Origin of the sequence: Legionella gresilensis (genome assembly GCF_900639865.1) — a bacterium.
Lineage (GTDB): Bacteria > Pseudomonadota > Gammaproteobacteria > Legionellales > Legionellaceae > Legionella_C > Legionella_C gresilensis.
Map to the genome: position 1 here is coordinate 1 of NZ_CAAAHX010000010.1, position 18,480 is coordinate 18,480.

The following is an 18,480-nucleotide window of genomic DNA, read 5'->3' on the forward strand; positions in this document are numbered from 1 at the left end:
CTTTATCGAAGGCAAACTTCGCTCTAATCCATGGACTGATGAAGACGGCAATAACCGCCACGCTATTAGTATTGTGGTGAGTAATATTCAGTTGTTAGGGCAAGCCAAAGCTAGTCAAAAGACAACAGCCTTAGCTGAGCAACACATGTTAGCAATGCGCGAAATACTGCAAGAAAACGCATCTACAACAAATGTCCCCTTTTAATCTTCTAAGTCATGAGCAAGCTATCTACTGAGTTTGCTCAGGCATCTTTTATTTAAGGAGAAAATAATGCTTACCCCAAGCATTTATGTGGCATGCCTGGCTTCTTATAACCATGGCATTTTACATGGCACTTGGATTAACGCTAATCAAGGTACAGACGAGATAAGTGAAGAAATCCAAACAATGTTAGCTCAAAGCATGACAGAGGACGTTGGCGACTATGCGATTCATGATTATGAAGGTTTTGGCAACATCAATCTCAGTGAGTATGAAGACTTAGAAACCATCACTCAATATACTGACTTTATAGCTACTTATGGTAAGTTAGGACAAGCACTCATTGCAGATGTTGGTTTTAAAGAAACTCAAACCATGATGACTGATGATTATGTAGGTTGTTACGATTCTGAAATTGATTTTGCCTGGCATATTTTGGAAGAATGCTATAGCCATGCGATACCGGATAATTTAATAAGTTATTTCGATTGCGAAGCGTTTGCTCGTGATTTGTTTCTTAGTGATTATTGTTCGGTTGAAGCGAATGGCGAGACGCATGTTTTTTCAAGGTATTAAGCCCCTATTTGGGGCTTAAATTACTATACAATTAACACTAATTTTTAAGCTGAAAATTTTAATCTGTTTAAAATTATCTTAAATAAATCTAATACCATTAAATACTCATCATAGAATTGCTCAATAACCTTTGATGTGCGAGTACTATGCCATATGTTCTAAAACTATTTTTTTGATACAACTTTTTACTACATAATTATTTATAACTACGATTAAATAGATTCGTCTTGCATTATTAAACTAACTTTTAATTGAAAAGGACTTAGAGTAAGAAAAATTATAAATTATAAGAGCTTAACTACCTGACTTAGTTAGGTAATTAAAATCTTACTTATTTTTTAAACTTCAATTTTACAATTATTGGAGTTTAATACTTATGTATAAAGCAAAAATGTTTCAACCAAACTCACCACTTGAATTTACATTGGATGTTGATGATTTATTGAAAAACTATCTTTATTTAGATAAATCATTATTTAAAATAAGAAAAGATAATAGTATTGAGCAAGGCGATGCATGTTTTAAAAAATTTTCAAATGAAGGTAAAGGGATTACCTTACCGTTGAGAATGAAACTAGATGCTATTGCTACCGCAATTAGAGAAAAAGAATTTACGCCTGAAGATGCCTTAAGCTATATTGATATATTTACCTTATATTCTAATCATTTAGACCAACAACGATTTAATGAAAAACCTGAGCCAAAAGAAAAAGAAAGATTGGTGTTAAATTATCTTGAAGCAGCCTTTATGCTTGATAAAAAATACGATTATGAGCATTTAGAAAAATACAGCCCACGCGAATTATCGAGTCATGCTCAGCTGCTCCATTATTTAGGTAAAGCACGTCGCTATGCAGGAATTTCTGCTGAAGAACGTTTACCTTTACTGTCCAATGCTTTGAAAATTGCTCAATATCTGAGTCATTTAAATTGTAATGAAAAAGAAGACCCTCACAATTATGAAAATCGTATTGCTACTTATGAAATGCCCGTTAATTATTGTCTGCAAGATATGAAACAGTATGATAAAGCAGCTGAATTAATCACACCCCAGTTAGCATTACCAAGTGCTTTTCATCGAGCTCAAGCCTCTATTCAATTAGCGAATATTTATATCAAAAAATATCAAGATTTTGGCTCTGGAATAGAAGTTGCGAAACAATATGCGTTACAGGCTGTTCAAGAAAGTCTTATGCCAGAAAGTAGCAGTTTAGTAAACTTTAATGCACGAGTTTGCTTGATGAAAGTTTTAGAAGCTGCAGATGAAAAAGATGAAGCCCAATCAATGGCTAGCAGTATTTTAGAAGAAATGGATAATAATCCTGAGTGCGGTGCTAAACCCACTCATAGGGAAGCAGCAGAAAAAGTAATTAATGCTCATAAAACCTGTACATTATAATTAAAAACATGATGCAGGTAATCATAGTCTTACCTGCATTTATTGATTTCTCTTATTGAAGGCTCATTATTTTTTGGGGCTCATGCTCTATAGTAGACTCTACATATGGAAGCAATAAAGTGATAAATTTGTTCAACCAAGAAGATATTTGCTCTACTGCATTAAAGATAGAAGGATTATAAATATCATAAATAAAATGAGAATAATTATACAGATTATTGTTAAGCTCGGAGAAGCGGTCGATATCCATTTTCATTACCGCAAAAATTTTCTTAAGTAGCATTTGAGCCTTACCATGGCAATTAAAATAGAGATTCATTAAATATTGGCCATTCCAATAGATATCAAGGTTAATAAAAAAATGCTCAACATATTGTTGTTCTTCAATATAAGGTAAAGGCAATTTAGGATTAAAATTATCTATTTTTTGTTCAGTAAAAAAATCACGAATTTTTGCTATTTTCTCTTGAGATATTCTAGAAGAAAGACAATATTTAGTAATATAAATTTTATCTTTTCGTTCATATTTCTCTGCCATTCTGTCGTATAAAGGATAGGTATGTAAGTGAGTTACTTGAAATGTTTTGCCTAGCTGATTTTTAAAAAAAGCTAATTCTCGCCAATCTAAAGAATATAGATGCAAATTAGAATAGCCGTCATTTACCTTTTCTAAGTAATAAGATGGTTTAGGACCAAAATAATCAAATTGAAGATTAAAGAGAGGGTCATGCGCTCGTTCCCAAAAAATGTGTGCAGAATTGCTTAAATTTGTTGTTTGCGGTTTAAGTAATTGTAGATGTTTTGCGTCTACCCGCTTACCAGCAAGATTTACTTCTTCAAAATAATCGTTCCAAAAATAGGTTTGACAATTAGCAGATTTTTTCACAATTTTATTAATACGATGAATTACATCTAAATAAGTTTGATTCGGTGTTGATAAATAAAGATTTGCCCATACGGGTATCTTATTAATTTCTTTTGTTTCGAGCATTAATAATAAATGTTGTCGTGCTAACATCAATAAAGCTTTTGACTCTTGTTTCTTTACTTTCAAAATTAAGGCGTCGAAGCTTTTAGTAATTTGATTGACTGCAGAAAGTTTATCAAACTTAGTTAATTTAATTTGTTTAAGTTTTTCATCATAAAAGCGGTTATTTAAAGTTTGAATGACAAAATTAATCAATTCTTCTAATAATTCAGCATGGTCTTTGGCAGATAGTTTTTGATACATTTCTGGTGGAAAACAATCAACAAGATGTAATGCTTTAATGTAATCACCCTGAGCAAGTAATTGTTTAGCTACAAAATAAGCGAGTGTGCCGCCATAAGAAAAACCTAACAAATGATAAGGGCCTTTAGGTTGTATAGTTTTAATCGCTTGTACATATCTACTAGCGGCTTCTTCCAAAGTTTTAGGTAGTAATGTGGCGTCATAAATACTAGGGTCTGATAGACCATAAACATTAAATTGATAATGAGATAAAAAAATCTGTGTTAATTCTTTATAAGTAAAATAGCCTTCACCTAATAAAGGCGGAAGGAAGAAATAGTTAGCTCTATCATTAACAGACGGGCATAAAGCTCGAACTATAGCACTGGTCTGCGTAGTTTGTTGGGTATTTTGTAGAGAGGCTCGTATTTGACTTAGTGTTAAAGAAGGTAAATTAAGTATTTTTTGATAACTAAAAGTTGAGTCAATATTCTGTTGAATTTGGAATACTAGCTGGCTTAATTGAATAGAGTCCCCACCTAAAAAAATAAACTCTTGATCTTCATCGCTCTCAGTTATTCCCAGGACATTACACCAGTTACGAGCTAATTGATCATAACGCTGTAATGTTTCTTTTGCGTCTCGTAAATGATGCGCCTTTACACCACAAAGTGGGTTAGTTTTATAAGCTGCAAGAATTTCTCTGGCTAGCTCGCACGCTTTGTTTTCTTCTTTGTTTTGTAGACAACACTTGATATAGGCTATTGCGGCATTGCAGAATACAACCTGATACTCATAAAATTGTCTCGATAATATGAGAGCCTCACTAGCCCACTCTAATGCTTCTTTAGGTTGCTTAAGGGAGAGTAATATCCCTGCGATATATGATTTGAATTGTATGATATGGAAAACTTCTTGCTTTTCTATAGCAAAAGCAACTTGGTTTTTTGCTAATTCAAGCGCTTCCTGTAGGCTACCTTTATCACGCAAACAAAGCATCAAACCTAGATTGTAAGTTAATAATCGACCTCTAAAGGTGTGGGGATCCTCAAGCTCTGATTTTTCTTCGAGATAAGAAGCAATAGTTACTGCTGCCTTTAAGAATTTAATGCGTTTTTCATGATAAGTTTCATTATAACGTAAGGCCTTACCATAATAATGCAGTAATTGAGCAAGACTGGCTAAATGAGAAATTGAATAGTTTTCCAAAATGCTCTGCGTTGTATTGTCTTCTAAAAGCTCGAGAGACTGAGGAAAAAATTTGGTAACTAACTGATAAGCTGCATCTACCCATGTCAGGACCTTTTCTTTATTACCATTTAAAGTTAATTCTTGATCAAGATGGTTTGCTGCAAGAACTAATTTATCAATTTTCATAAATAAATCGTCTTCAGTAGTGTACTCAATTTGATTGTTTTTAATTCTTTCAACAAATTCATTCATTTCATGCCTGACAGAAGGCTCTAAACCCATACCACTTGCAGAAAATTTTTCTTTATTTTGTCTTCCTTCATTAAAGAAGAATTCATCTGGATGATCAACTCTGGCAATAAGGGCTCGACGATCTATTTTTCCACTAGGAATTAAGCGAGGAAAATCAGATAGTGTAACAATAATAGGTAACTCTTCTTTACGTAGCCATTTCTTCAAATAAGCCATAAAATGAGGCTTAGAAAATTTATGCTGTACTACAAGGTAAGCAAACGGTTTAGTATTATTAAGCCATGGTTTAACGACTACATAAACTTGTAACGCATTTCTCCCTATTTCATCATTATACTTTTCAATACATTGCTGAATGGCATACGGGTCTACCTTAACGCCAGATACTTTTATATGTGCATCATTATCAATTCTCCCCTTAAAAATGAGTCGATTACCTTTAACTAAAAATTTATTTTCTGTATTAAAAACACGTACCCAGTGATCATTGATAAATAAAGTGGGGAAATTTTTTTTTGTAAGCTCAGGGGCATCAATATAACCATGGGATAAGAAAGGTGATTCTATATAAAGACACTCATCAATAAGATGGCATTTTACTTCTTCACTATTAGGAAACCCTATTGGGACAACAAGTTGTCCATTTTCATCCTGAATTTGTTCATCATTTACACGCAATATACTTATCCCAAATGTAGCTTCAGTTGGGCCATAGCAATTCCATAAATTAATATGGTATTTTTCACAAAGTCTCTTTAAGCCCATGCTACAAGCATCGCCTGTAACCATTAAATGAGTTAAACCTGCTTTAGCAAGACGTTGAATGAGTTCTTCCTGATTAGGCATTGTTAATTGAGAAGCAATTAATATCAGACAGGTTATATTCTCTTGCTCACACCGTTCAATAATCGTATTTAAATCTCTACGGGCAGCTTGCGGCATGAGAACTAAGGTGCTCCCTGCTGCAAAACTGCGAACATACTCAGAAATTCTAGCATCATAAGCAGGACTGCGTGTGCATAATATTTTATCTTTAGGTGATAATTTAAGTAATGTCCTCTCTACCTCTGCCCAGTAAGCAAGCCCTGATGAATTAATAGGAATCCATTTCTTATTACTTGATACACCTGATGAAGCAACTATATAGTTAGGTATATCAGGATTACGTTCAATTATTGGCAAACAAACAGACGTTAGTTCATTATTATTTTTAGGGATAATACCTTGGATAGGAAGATACGATTTAATTTGCTCAGGTATCTCATAATTTTGACAGAGATCTTTATCAATAACGATTTTATTTAAATTGAGTTTCTTAATATCAGTTACTAACTGCGCCGGTGGAATGTCCGTATCTAACGGTACAACAGTTGTATTAATCTTATCCAATGCAAGATGTAAAAAAGGATGTAAATCTTCATTTTTTGTAAGAACAGCGACTCTATTTCCTTGTTGTACGCCTATAAAAATAAAGTACTTTGCCCAAAACTCGACAAGTTCATCAACTTTCTTATAACTTAATTTTTCCCTATTACTTAAAATAATTGCAATTGCGTCAGAATCTTGCTGAACAGAATGAGAAAATATATTAAACATCAGAGTATAATTTGTTGAATAATTTTTTGATTGTAAACTGTCATGATCAAGCTACTTTTATTAGTAGCACCTAATTTCTCTTTAATGTTTTCGAGGTAAAATTCGATAGTTGTTTGCTTTAGTCTAAATGTTTCTGCGATCTCTTTAGCATTCTTACCTTTAAGAAGCTCAATAATACATTGAATTTCTCTTTTTGAGAGTGTAATTTTTTTGTCATAAATGACCACCGGATAAGAGCGCCTAATAAAATTATTATCCATCTCTTCCTTACTCATACTAATAGCAGTTTCTAGAGTTAGTTTGAAAGGTAAATATTTTGTTTTTACAACGCCTAATATTGCTGTAGGTTTACTTCCTTGGTTAAAGATAGGATAAATTGTCCCAGTCATTTGCTTTCTTAATAATTTATTTTTTTGCGGGAGAATTTCTTCATTGACTGGCAAAGATTGCTCTGTTTCAAGAACTTCTTCATCATGTTGTAAATAAACTTTTATTTTTGTTGTATCTCTGCAAAGATCATAATCTGTTTTTTTATAGAGGTTCTTTAATGTATTGAGTCCCATAAGATCTAAAAATTGTTGATTTGCATATTGGTACACTGAGAATTTATTTTTTATAAATATAAAGTTTTCTTTTTCTGATAATAAAGATAAAAAATCTTTTTGTAAGATAGTTAATTTATAAGAATTCAATTTGCTTACAGTAAAATCATACATCGTTAATATAGTCCTAACTAAACAATGCGCATGATCCGTTGCAAGTCTCCATAGAATTTAATTTAATATTCTCTAAAGTATTATTTTTAATAAAGAAAGATATTAGTGATAAAAGTGGCAGAGGTTAGCATATAAATTAGTTCTGTCGCAAAAATTTTCTAGAATGTTCTAATTATTTGATAAAGTGGTACTAAAGGTTTCCACGGCAAGATGCAACTTAGTTAGTAACCTACTTATAATTTTAGAAACTTTAAAATTATAGAATGCGTGTTAAGATGATTTGCAACTAACTTATAATGCCCCTATAAATGGGAAAGATCCTACTATTTAGAAAGTGTACCCAGAAGTGTACCCAAAAAGCACTAAGAATTAATTTATAATAGATAAGCCTTGATCTTACTATGCCGTTGAGCGGAATCGAACCGCTGGCCTATTGATTACGAGTCAATCGCTCTACCGACTGAGCTACAACGGCAATTTTTACAGTATAGCCTTGGGTATTTTGGTGGGCAAGTATAGCTATGTGCTTGTTTAACTTAAATAAGCGTCGATTGACCAGCTGCCGGCGCCTACTATTAATAAGTAACAGCATCCCATTAGCATGGCCCAATCTGATCTTAATTCATGCAGCATGCTCCAGAAACCGTAGCGGTTTACTTCGCGTACTTGAAACGGTCCCCACTGGCCGTTAAACCAAATAGGCATTTTTGTGGTTAAAAGAGCGATAATCATTAAAACAATGAGAGGAATACAGGCAATACGGGTAAATAATCCGAGAAGAATTAATACGCCGCAGATTAATTCAAGCCAACCTACTAAGGGGCCTAATATATGAGGATAAGGAAGTCCTAGGTTTTTAAACCAACCTCGGCCAAAAAGCTCAGGAAAAATTAATTTTTGTATGCCTTCAGGGAAGAAAATGAAGCCAACCCCTAAACGAATGAAAATGACCCAAGGAGATGGTATAGTACTGACTATGTCCTGAAATAGATTGTGCTCCATGCAAAATTCCTTTTCATTATTTCTAAATACAATCTTTTAAATTAACAGCTCTACTTTAAGACAAATAAGTGTCTTTAACTACCTTTTTGTTGTAGCACGACACCTAAGCTCCAATCTGCACTTTGATCTTTGGGCAAATAATTTAAAGCTTGCTCTGCTTGAATGCCATAACCATCAACAATTAAAGCGTAATAATAGGCTGGGAAGAGACAATAGCCATATAAATAATCATTATTTGAATATTGCGCACTAAACTCTGGCCATGCCTGCTGACAAACTAAGGAATTACCTTGATCGAGAAGTTCTTGGCTTGAGAAATGGTTATCGGCAAAATTAAAAGGTGCGCTCTTTGCTAACTCTTCTAGTCCACCACCTACATACCAATCCTTAACAGAGCTTAAGCTTAAAATAGGTTGAATGGCTTTATTAACATGATGTACGCTATTCATTAAAGCCGATACTTCGCTTTCACATTGATAGGCGTCCCCTTGAGCTAGCTCACCGCTTGGTAATTCATAATCTTTTATAAAGCAGCTATTGGTATCTAAAAATTGATGAGTGACTTCGGTTTGACCTAAGCCTAAAAAGCTATGTACAAACACTTTAAAATGTTGGCCATATAAATCAATATTCTTAATATCTTTTGTATCAGTAGCTTGGTCTTGAGCAACGGGGAAAGCAATTTCAACTGATGCGCCCCCCATATCCATATAGCCTGCGGGTTTTGCATCCGCATTGGCCAACTTATTTAATCGATAATTCAGAGCAAGCCAACCATATAAGCCTTCATCATTACCACTAATCGTTTTCGCAGCAGCCAATTGCCAATTTGAATTTGATTGAAACCAATTATCAACTAATGAATATAACTGTTGCTGTTTTGCTTGCGGAAGAAGACGCATGCCGGCTGTGGCATAAAAATAAACTGGGTAAGCTTGTCCCGGTGTACCAGAAAATAAAGTAGTAAGATAGGCATCTACAGTTGCTGCATTAGACTCAATGGTTGCAAAACCTGGTTTAATTTTCTTACTATAGCGCTCAGTAATCTTTATAGGTGAATTAGTCGGGTCTAAATCATAAGAATAAAGATGTAGACGTGAACCCGTACTCCCTGCATCAATAACAATGACACATTTTTGTTGCTCACAGCCACTGGGTGAAACGGCAAAAAGTGCTGAAGTATAAAGAAGACTTGATAAACAAAGAGTTACAGATAAACGCATTGATAAGGCACCTAAATCTTTAGTGCGCGCATAGTACACAATGATCATTTTAATGTCAATAAAAAATTGGCCGATTAACTAATTTAAATGACAAGTTTGCTTATAGCATTTGGTCGTAATTCCTTGTTTTTGAAGATTAAAAACGATTGAAATCATACCATAGTCGATGGTATTTAAAATGGTACTTTTATATTGAGCTAAGGTGTTGAGGGTTTGTTGATGTGGAAAGTGATAGCGATTATCAAATCCTGCTGAAATAAGCGCAAGCTTGGGCGCTACTAGTTTAATAAACTTTTGTGATGAGGAGGTTTTACTCCCATGATGGGCTACAACTAAAACATCCGAAGGTAATTGCTCTGCAAAATGCCTGATTAAATAATCTTCTGCTGCAACTTCAATATCGCCAGTCAATAAAGCACTACCTACCGGTGTAGTTATTTTCAATACACAAGAAGAATTATTTTTACTATGGTCTGTTAAATGAATAGGTAAGAAGCTAAAGCTAATTCCATCCCACTGCCAGGCTGGGTAATCATGGCAATTCTCGCCCCCTTGATAAAATTTAGGATTATCAACAAGTAAATCAACTTGGCCATATTTTTCTTCCAAACTAGGTAGACCGCCCCGATGATCTAAGTCAGGATGACTGATAATAACTTTATCAATTTTCTTGATACCATGTTTATTAAGGTAAGGTATAATCGCCATTTGGCCCATATCACCACCTTTATAAAATTTCATGCCTGTATCATATAAAAGTACATGCCTAGCCGTACGGACTACAATAGCCAATCCCTGCCCTACATCTAATACATCGAGTCGAGCTTGATTAAAATTAACTTCCGGGTACTTAGGTAATAATCCTGCGCATAATAAAATTCCTGCACCAATCCGTAGTTTATTTAAGGGCAGCAAAAAGATAATGACAATAGAAATAACTAAAGCAAGCAAGGTGTAGAACTCAGGTAAAGCGAAATTTAAATTGAGAAAGGTTAATTTATCTACCCATTTTAAGAAAATCAGTAGACCTTTAATTAAAGAATCCACAGGCCATAAAACCCAAGGCTCAGTAACCCAAAGGCTTACCATTAAACTTAATAAGGATAATGGTACAATAAGGTAACCAACCACAGGAATTGCAATCAAATTAGCTAATAACCCATTGATAGAGCCGTACGAAAACCAAAATAAAGTAAAGGGTAACAAACCAATTAAGCAAGCAACTTGCAGAGCAACGATTTGCTTAAATCCACGATAGTTAATACGTTGGCTAGCAATAATTAGAATAGCCACGGCAATAAAAGATAGGTAAAAACCAGGCAGTAAAACGGCATGGGGCTCAATAATTAAAATAATTAATAGTGCAAAACGCCAGGCTTGCCAGCTTGAATAATAGCGCTTAGAAAAATAGCGTAACATTAACACTGCACAAGCCGTTATTGCTCTTTGAGCAGGAATGCCTAAACCTGATAATAGCGCATAACTGAAAGCCATTATTAAACCGCCTAAACTTGCAGGTTGCATAGCAGGTCGATATAGAGATAAATAGCCAACTTGACGCCAGAGCCAGTAGATTAAGTTATAAAAAAGAGTGGCAACTAAATAAATATGTGCACCCGAAATAACCATCAAATGCGCGGTACCGGTGTGACGAAATAAGTCCCATTGGGTTTTATCAATATGATTTGTCAAACCTAAAGTTAAAGCTTCTATAATGCCTAAAGATACGCTTTCTGGTAAAAGAATAGCTAATTTACTGGCAAGATATTCACGAAAGGTAGACACATAATTTAAATTATCTTCTTGCAATAATTGTTGCTGACTTGGCTTTAAATACCCTACCCAATGAATATGTTCTGCTAATAGACGCTCCCGAAAACGAAAATGGCCTGGATTACCTAAGTTTTCAGGCTGTTTTAATTTAACTCGCAATTGCCATAATTGACCAATTTTAAACGTTGGACAATGATTGAAGCACGTTAATAAAATGGTTGTTTTAACAGGGTTACCATTTAATTGTTGTACACGAAATTGAAATTGGGTTTTTGATTCAGTAACAGTTGGAATAGAAATAACTTTTCCCACTAAAGAAGCTTTTTCAATAACTTTAGCAGCGGGCATGCCCCTATCAACTAGCCACCAATGGTGAGTTAGGCTCCAAAAAATGCCTAAAAAAAACCAATAAATAATACGTCCAGGGGCTTGCAATAAGAAGGCTATTAAAAGAAATAAAACAGAGTAGCCGGACTTTAAATAAATTAAAGCCACTCCAGCCAAAAAGCAGAGAATTTCCATAATTATTTTATTGGACTTGCAAGTGGATTAATTTAGAATAAATTTATATATTAATCAATTAATTAATTATCTTTTCCTTGAATAACCATTTATTTTAGACTTTATTAAAAACACTCTTATTTACTTAAAGTATGACAAATTTTACAATTTTTTTACAAAATGTACTAATATATTTAATATTATCTTAAGTTAATAATCTTATAGTAGGAAGAAAGTTGTAACATCATAGGTTTATTATGCAAACTTTAACAGAATATGAAAGTGCAGTCAGCAAAGACTGGCGAAACTTAAGGGCTGTTCCTTTTCACTTAACTTTTTCACTTTCAATGCAAGATCGATATAGGCTTTTAGAAAAGGCTATTGAACAATCACCTGAGGCGTTAGAATTGTTTCCGCGTCCAGTAGATAGTAATAATATCTCTAACGAGCACTTAGCAGTCTATTTAAAAGCACTTAATCATCCCCACTTTACTGTAGCGAACTTACGGCTTTTACCACTGCCTAATCTTACTACAGCTGGAAGTTTAAGCGAAAACCAATTAAAATTATTGGAAAAAGCAGCGACTATCAATCACTTAGCTATTTTAGGTCCTCTTAGTCAGATTTCACCCTTAAATCAACCAACTTTATATGGGGATTACCTGCAACTCCTTGAGCGATTAATTGTGAACGATCATCCTAACCTTAGAGAAAAGATAGGCGCACATTTCCCACATCAAGGTTCAGAATTTTCTCCAAGGGAGATAGCAATTTATATTGCTTTTGCTCAGAAATATCCTGAGGGAATAAGAAATGTTCGTAATGAGGCTATTAAAAATTTAATGATTGAACACTTAGGTGTAAAACATTTTATTCAATCAGATCTTACTTTAATCTCTGCAATGCCGGCTAAATATATAAAAGAGGCAAAGGAAGTAGTCAGACAAAGCCTTGCGGGTAAGAGTCAGATTATCATTACACCACCTCCCCCAAACAGCGATGAGCTTAAAGCAGTTTATAACGCTTATTCCAATCAAAACCATCCAGGCCAATGTGTTAGACTAACTTCTTCTCACTTGGAAGTTGTTAAAGATATTCTAGCTGAAGCTGGTAGGGTAAATGAAAATAAACCTACCTTAGTCTTTATGGGCCCGACACTAGGGGACTCTACAAGAATTGCTGATTATGATGCAAATCAAATTGCAGAGTGCGTGAAAGCACAGGGAAAAGTCCAACGAGTAGTATTAATGGGCTATAATACAGCAGGTGTTACTGGTTCTGTCGAGGATAAAAAAGGCCTTTTAGCACAAGTAGCAGGCGCATTTAAGGAAGCCGGAATCCAAGGCGTCAATGTTAGCGCTTTTAAAGGTGAAGGCTATTATAGTTTTGCACACTCATCCTATGCCCTATTCTCGTCTAATCAAGCTCAGCCCAGTATAGTAGGGCAAGTATCTGAAATTAAATACACTTCTCCTTAAACCTTTAAGTAGGGATATGGCCAGCCTTATCCCTACTTATCATTAATAAATTACTTTCTAAATAATGCCATAGCAAGAAAGCTAACCTGTTTAAATCTTTCCTTTAATTTCCGAAATTGGATAAAGAAATAATTTAGCTAAATTTAGTGAGCTAATTTCATAAATTTATTCCAAATTTATATAAAAGCTAGAAAAATCTATTGGTATATCATACGATAAATTATTTAGTTAAAGGATTAGCTATGATTATTGCTGCTTTAAATGAAAGCTCAGCAGACTCTCGGGTTGCTATTACTCCATCTATTGTTAAGCACTACACCAAATTAGGTTTTAAAGTTTATTGCGAAAAAAATGCAGGCCTTGCCTCTGGTTTTAGTGATAAAGCTTATGAAGAAGTTGAAGCAAGTATCAGTGATAATCGAGAAGAGTTACTAAATAATACGAATGTATTAACCTTCGTTAACTCTCCAGATCCTACTGTACTAACAAATCTACCTGATAAAGCGCTTATTATTGCGCCTGTTGATAATGAGCCTGAAAGTGAGCTGATTAACTGGTGTTGTAAACATAGAGTAAGCCTTTTTTCGATGAATTTAATTCCACGAATTAGCCGCGCTCAAGCTATGGATAGTTTATCTTCGCAAGCTAATTTAGCCGGGTACCGTGCCGTATTAGAAGGTATTAATCATTTTAACCGTGCAATTCCTATGATGATGACTGCTGCTGGCATGATTAAACCAGCTAAAATTTTAATACTTGGTGCTGGCGTTGCTGGTTTACAAGCGATTGCTACTGCTAAACGTTTAGGTGCGGTCGTTTATGCTTTTGATGTACGCCGAGCGGCTAAAGAACAAGTAGAAAGTTTAGGTGCTGAATTTATTGAAGTTGAAGATGGCGCTGATCTTGAAGCAGCAGGTGGCTATGCCAATGAAATGAGTGAAAGCTATAAGGCGCGTCAAGCAGCACTTATTCATAAGTATGCTAAATTAGCTGATATTGTTGTTACCACAGCACTTATCCCAGGTCGACCTGCACCAGTATTAATTAGGCGAGACACCGTTGAGGAAATGAAGGAAGGTTCAGTCATTGTCGACTTAGCCACTTCACGTGGCGGCAATTGTGAGTTAAGTGAAAAAGATAAAATAATTAAACACAGCGATACTACTATCATTGGTTACAGCAATTTTGCAGGTTTAATACCTGCAACTGCCAGTGAGCTTTATGCTAATAATGTCTTAAATTTAATACGTTTAATTACAGTTGCACCAACATCATTGTGCTTCCATGTAGAAGATGAAATTATTCAGCAAGCGCTGCTTTGTCATGAAGGTTCCTACATGCCATTTCAAAAAGCAAAGGAGGTTTAGCATGTTACATCACACTGTTACTGCAAATGACTATATTGCCATTTTAACTATTTTTGTATTGGCTTGCTTTGTTGGGTATTACGTCATATGGAAAGTAACACCTGCCTTACATACACCTCTCATGTCAGTGACTAATGCCATTTCAAGTATCATTATTTTAGGTGCTTTGATTGCTGCAGGTAATAAATTATTAGGAACGATCACAGTTTTAGGTGGATTTGCAATTTTTATTACTGCAATAAATATCTTCGGCGGCTTTGTTGTTACGCAACGGATGCTAAGAATGTATAAAAAATAATAATGGATACTACCATGACTTCATTAATTTCATTTCTCTATTTAATTGCCGCTGTCTTTTTTATTTTAGCTCTTAAAGGGTTAGCCAGTCCTGTTACAGCAAGAGGAGGAAACTTACTCGGTATCCTTGGTATGATTATCGCTGTTGTTGCAACCTTGCTGATGCCAACGGTTAATCATCATCTAATTTTAATAAGTCTTATTATTGCTGGTGGTATTGTAGGAACTATTATTGCCCTTAAAATTAATATGACTGCGATTCCGCAATTAGTTGCCGCTTTTCATTCTTTAGTAGGCTTAGCGGCAGTTTTGGTGGCCTTTTGTGCTTTTCTTTCTCCTGCTTCTTTTAATATTGGCGTACCTGGTGATATTGAATTTAAAAGTTTAATCGAAATGAGCTTAGGTTTAATTATTGGAGCGATCACTTTTTCAGGTTCAGTCATCGCTTTTTTAAAACTACAAGGAATTATGTCCGGTCAACCTATTCGTTTTAAGGGACATGTTTGGATTAATTTAATTATTGGTCTTGTTATTTTAGCGCTTTTGGTTGCCTTTGTTATGCAACAGACAATAAGTATTTTCGCAAGTCTGACTTTTTTAGCTTTTTTAATTGGTATTTTATTAATTATACCTATTGGGGGCGCAGACATGCCCGTTGTCATTTCTATGCTTAATTCTTACTCAGGTTGGGCTGCTGCTGGTATTGGTTTTACTTTAAGTAATAATCTTTTAGTTATTACCGGTGCTTTAGTTGGTGCCAGTGGTGCCATCTTAAGCTACATTATGTGTGTTAGCATGAATCGCTCAATAATTAATGTTATTTTTGGTGGCTTACAAGGAGCCTCAGATGACAATAATGCTGCTATTCAACGTGATAATCAGTCTGTTCGGCAAGCAAATGGTGAAGATGCTGCCTTCTTATTAAGTAATGCTCAAGATGTTATTATTGTTCCAGGCTATGGGATGGCCGTTGCTCATGCCCAGCATGCGGTTAAAGAGTTGATGGATGCGTTAGAAAAACGCTCTATTCGTGTACGTTTTGCTATTCACCCCGTTGCAGGTCGCATGCCCGGCCATATGAATGTTTTATTAGCTGAGGCTAATATTCCCTATGATCGTGTTTTTGAGCAAAGTGAAATCAATTCTGATTTTGCTACTTGTGACGTTGCTTTTGTAATTGGCGCGAATGATATTACCAATCCAGCCGCAAAAACCAATTCAAGCTCACCTATTTATGGTATGCCCATTTTAGAAGTTGAAAAGGCTAAAACTGTTTTATTTGTTAAACGAAGTCTTGCCGCTGGTTATGCAGGTGTTGAAAACGAATTATTTTATAGAGATAACACGTATATGCTCTTTGGTGATGCCAAGGCAATGACAGAATCCATCGTTAAAGCGCTAGCGAATTTATAAATGTTTTAACTAAAGATACATACTAATTACTTAATGGCACAATTGCTATAGATAAAAATTAAGGGTATCTTAGTACCCGTTTTTTACACTAAGGATTTACTAATGCGAAAAATTGCTTTAAGTTTTTTATGTGCTGGTGCTTTAATAAGCAGTACAACCATGGCTATGACTCATAGCTTAAGCCCACAGACAAGTATAGACTATGAACTTCCAGCCAACTCTCCAGAAGTTTTTACTAATTTTACTATTTTTAAAATTCATGCAGTTTGTAAAGTTCAGACGCAAGATGAAAGTAATATTATGCATGTTAAAGGATTAAATCGCTCCGGCCAGGTTAATGGTAGAGTGATTAAAGCCGGCGATGAATTAGATATCATTATCCATAATGGTGATGTTTTTGATCTAGTTGCTGAAGCTGCAGCACAGGTCGAGTTAACAAATAAAGGGCCTCACTCTATTAAGACTAAATGTCAAATATCTTAAACTTGGCCTAACGTCTACTATTTCCTCTTAAACTTTTAAGAGGAAATAGTAAATTTCTATCTTATCTTTTATTAATCAGATTTAATTTCTTTCCTAGAAATTGCGCCAAGCGCGCGATCAAGCATTTTAGTGGTTAAGAACCGCTTTAAGAAGGCAAGTAAATAGGCAGGTAAAGTGACTAAATATTTGGCTTTAGGTTCAGATGATTCAATCGCGTGAATTAATTTTTTGGTCACAGCGTCTGCTTCTTTAGTAAAAAACGATGTTTCCTTTTGTTCTTTATAAGCATTCAACATATAGTCATAATCATTTTTAAAATAACTATTTTCCAGATCTATTTTAGTTAATGAAGAATCAACGACATTGTCCCTAAATTTACTTTTTATAGGCCCTGGTTCAATGGTAATGACTTTGATGCCTGAGGGTGCAAGCTCAAGGCGTAAAGTATCGCTCAAGCCTTCAACTGCATATTTTGAAGCATTATAGGCACCTCGAAAACGCATGCTAACAAGACCCAAAATGGAGCTTATATTAATAATTCGACCATAACCTTGTTTACGCATGATAGGTATTACTAAGCGCGTTATATCAAGAAGGCCAAAAACGTTGGTTTCGAACTGTGATCGTAGGGTCTCACGCGAAACATCTTCAAGCGCCCCAGCTTGTCCATAACCAGCATTATTAATTAAAACATCTAAACGGCCATCTGTCTTAGCTAAAACTTCTTGAAACGCTTGTTTAATTGAGGTTGAATCATTTACATCCAATAAAACAGCTTCTAAGCCTTGTGCTAATAAATTTTGTAAATCTTCTGGTTTGCGACAAGAAGCAATGACACGATGGCCACGTTTAGCTAAGGCAAGCGCTGCGTCATAACCAATCCCACTTGAACAGCCCGTAATAAGAATAACTTGGGGTTGCATAAATTAATATTCCTACAAATTTTGTTTCAATTTTGCCAGAAGGCAATAAAAAAAGCTAAGCTTAATAGTCTTTAGCTATTTCTGACAGAACAATTTTAAAAATTCTTCAATCGTTTGGGAGTTTGCTTGAGCATAGGTGGCTCTGCGACTGATAAAATTGCCAGTTAATTCTTGTAATTTTAGGGCCATTTCTGCAAATTTAGCACAAACTGCTATTCCATTCACAATAACTGCACCGCCAACGGTTAGATTCTTTTGTTGGGCAAGTAAAAGCATCGGCAAGCCACCTGCCAAGATAATAACTTCAACACCTTCTGCTACCATAGGCTTAATTTGTTCTAAGAAACTATTACGTAATTTTTCATAAACAGCTTTATTATTGAATGCTTGCTCAAAATCATCCACTTGTGCATTGACTGCTTGAACCGAGAGAATTCGCCGCTCTAATCCATAGTAATTAATTTGATTTTCATGCCAAGGAATAAAAATAGGATTAATAGTGGCTAATCCTATTGTACGGCCAATGCTACAGGCATAAAGCATGTTTGCCTCACCAAGTCCAATGACAGGTATATCTAAAATAGCTTTAATTTCATTGATACCCGGCTCTTGAAAATGTCCAATTACAAAAGCATCAAAACCCTCCTTCTGTGCTTTAATCGCATTTTGAATAGTCTGTGCTGCGCAACGAAACTCAGTTAAAGGATGCAGATTTTTATCAGGCGGCGTCAATCCATATACTTCAAATTTAAATCCTTTATCTGCATAGGCGTCTAAAAAAGTTTGTAGGTGAGTTAAATAATTTTTCTGTTCTTTGGGGTCAACAAAACTTTGATACCAAATCCGTTTATTATGCAAAGTTGCTCCTAACTGGGTTA

At 34.9% G+C, this 18,480-nt stretch carries 15 protein-coding genes and 1 tRNA gene; 8 read left to right on the plus strand and 8 right to left on the minus strand.

What is annotated here, in order from left to right:
- From E1P04_RS17685 to E1P04_RS12480, 3 genes are all read left to right on the plus strand, one after another.
- A partial coding sequence (locus tag E1P04_RS17685; protein WP_427853348.1) for a single-stranded DNA-binding protein occupies positions 1-205 on the plus strand: 205 nt, incomplete at its 5' end.
- A gap of 66 nt (positions 206-271) precedes the next feature.
- The gene (locus E1P04_RS12475) at positions 272-778 is read left to right on the plus strand and encodes an antirestriction protein ArdA (protein WP_131783237.1); all 507 of its coding nucleotides are present in this window, start codon (positions 272-274) and stop codon (positions 776-778) included.
- A gap of 376 nt (positions 779-1,154) precedes the next feature.
- Positions 1,155-2,177, plus strand: a complete 1,023-nt coding sequence (locus E1P04_RS12480) for a hypothetical protein (RefSeq protein WP_131783238.1) — start codon at positions 1,155-1,157, stop codon at positions 2,175-2,177.
- Positions 2,178-2,229: 52 nt separating this feature from the next.
- On the opposite strand, the gene E1P04_RS12485 is transcribed toward E1P04_RS12480, so the two are convergent.
- The 6 genes from E1P04_RS12485 to E1P04_RS12510 form a co-directional block, all read right to left on the minus strand.
- The gene (locus tag E1P04_RS12485; protein ID WP_131783239.1) at positions 2,230-6,426 is read right to left on the minus strand and encodes a non-ribosomal peptide synthetase; all 4,197 of its coding nucleotides are present in this window, start codon (positions 6,424-6,426) and stop codon (positions 2,230-2,232) included.
- Positions 6,426-7,142, minus strand: a complete 717-nt coding sequence (locus E1P04_RS12490; protein WP_131783240.1) for a helix-turn-helix transcriptional regulator — start codon at positions 7,140-7,142, stop codon at positions 6,426-6,428. The genes E1P04_RS12485 and E1P04_RS12490 overlap by 1 nt, the downstream gene beginning before the upstream one ends.
- Before the next feature lie 402 nt (positions 7,143-7,544).
- Positions 7,545-7,617, minus strand: a tRNA-Thr gene (locus E1P04_RS12495).
- A gap of 56 nt (positions 7,618-7,673) precedes the next feature.
- A complete protein-coding gene (locus E1P04_RS12500) occupies positions 7,674-8,144 on the minus strand; it encodes a DoxX family protein (RefSeq protein ID WP_131783241.1) in 471 nt (156 codons plus the stop codon).
- Positions 8,145-8,218: 74 nt separating this feature from the next.
- Entirely contained in the window at positions 8,219-9,367 is a 1,149-nt protein-coding gene (locus tag E1P04_RS12505; RefSeq protein ID WP_131783340.1) for a multidrug DMT transporter permease, read from the minus strand.
- Positions 9,368-9,445: 78 nt separating this feature from the next.
- Entirely contained in the window at positions 9,446-11,635 is a 2,190-nt protein-coding gene (locus E1P04_RS12510) for a DNA internalization-related competence protein ComEC/Rec2 (RefSeq protein ID WP_242604466.1), read from the minus strand.
- Between the two features lie 263 nt (positions 11,636-11,898).
- Between E1P04_RS12510 and E1P04_RS12515 the strand changes: the two genes are divergently transcribed.
- From E1P04_RS12515 to E1P04_RS12535, 5 genes are all read left to right on the plus strand, one after another.
- Positions 11,899-13,119 carry a hypothetical protein gene (locus E1P04_RS12515; RefSeq protein WP_131783243.1) on the plus strand — a complete coding sequence of 407 codons (1,221 nt, stop codon included), beginning with the start codon at positions 11,899-11,901 and terminating at the stop codon, positions 13,117-13,119.
- A 242-nt stretch (positions 13,120-13,361) separates the two neighbouring features.
- Positions 13,362-14,486: a Re/Si-specific NAD(P)(+) transhydrogenase subunit alpha gene (locus E1P04_RS12520; protein ID WP_131783244.1), complete on the plus strand. Its 1,125-nt coding sequence runs from the start codon at positions 13,362-13,364 to the stop codon at positions 14,484-14,486.
- A gap of 1 nt (position 14,487) precedes the next feature.
- The gene (locus E1P04_RS12525; RefSeq protein ID WP_131783245.1) at positions 14,488-14,784 is read left to right on the plus strand and encodes a proton-translocating transhydrogenase family protein; all 297 of its coding nucleotides are present in this window, start codon (positions 14,488-14,490) and stop codon (positions 14,782-14,784) included.
- Between the two features lie 14 nt (positions 14,785-14,798).
- Positions 14,799-16,196, plus strand: a complete 1,398-nt coding sequence (locus E1P04_RS12530) for an NAD(P)(+) transhydrogenase (Re/Si-specific) subunit beta (RefSeq protein WP_131783246.1) — start codon at positions 14,799-14,801, stop codon at positions 16,194-16,196.
- 102 nt (positions 16,197-16,298) lie between these two features.
- The gene (locus tag E1P04_RS12535) at positions 16,299-16,679 is read left to right on the plus strand and encodes a hypothetical protein (protein ID WP_131783247.1); all 381 of its coding nucleotides are present in this window, start codon (positions 16,299-16,301) and stop codon (positions 16,677-16,679) included.
- A 71-nt stretch (positions 16,680-16,750) separates the two neighbouring features.
- On the opposite strand, the gene E1P04_RS12540 is transcribed toward E1P04_RS12535, so the two are convergent.
- The gene (locus E1P04_RS12540) at positions 16,751-17,602 is read right to left on the minus strand and encodes an SDR family NAD(P)-dependent oxidoreductase (RefSeq protein ID WP_131783248.1); all 852 of its coding nucleotides are present in this window, start codon (positions 17,600-17,602) and stop codon (positions 16,751-16,753) included.
- Positions 17,603-17,677: 75 nt separating this feature from the next.
- Positions 17,678-18,460: an aspartate/glutamate racemase family protein gene (locus E1P04_RS12545; protein ID WP_131783249.1), complete on the minus strand. Its 783-nt coding sequence runs from the start codon at positions 18,458-18,460 to the stop codon at positions 17,678-17,680.
- Positions 18,461-18,480 lie beyond the last annotated feature (20 nt).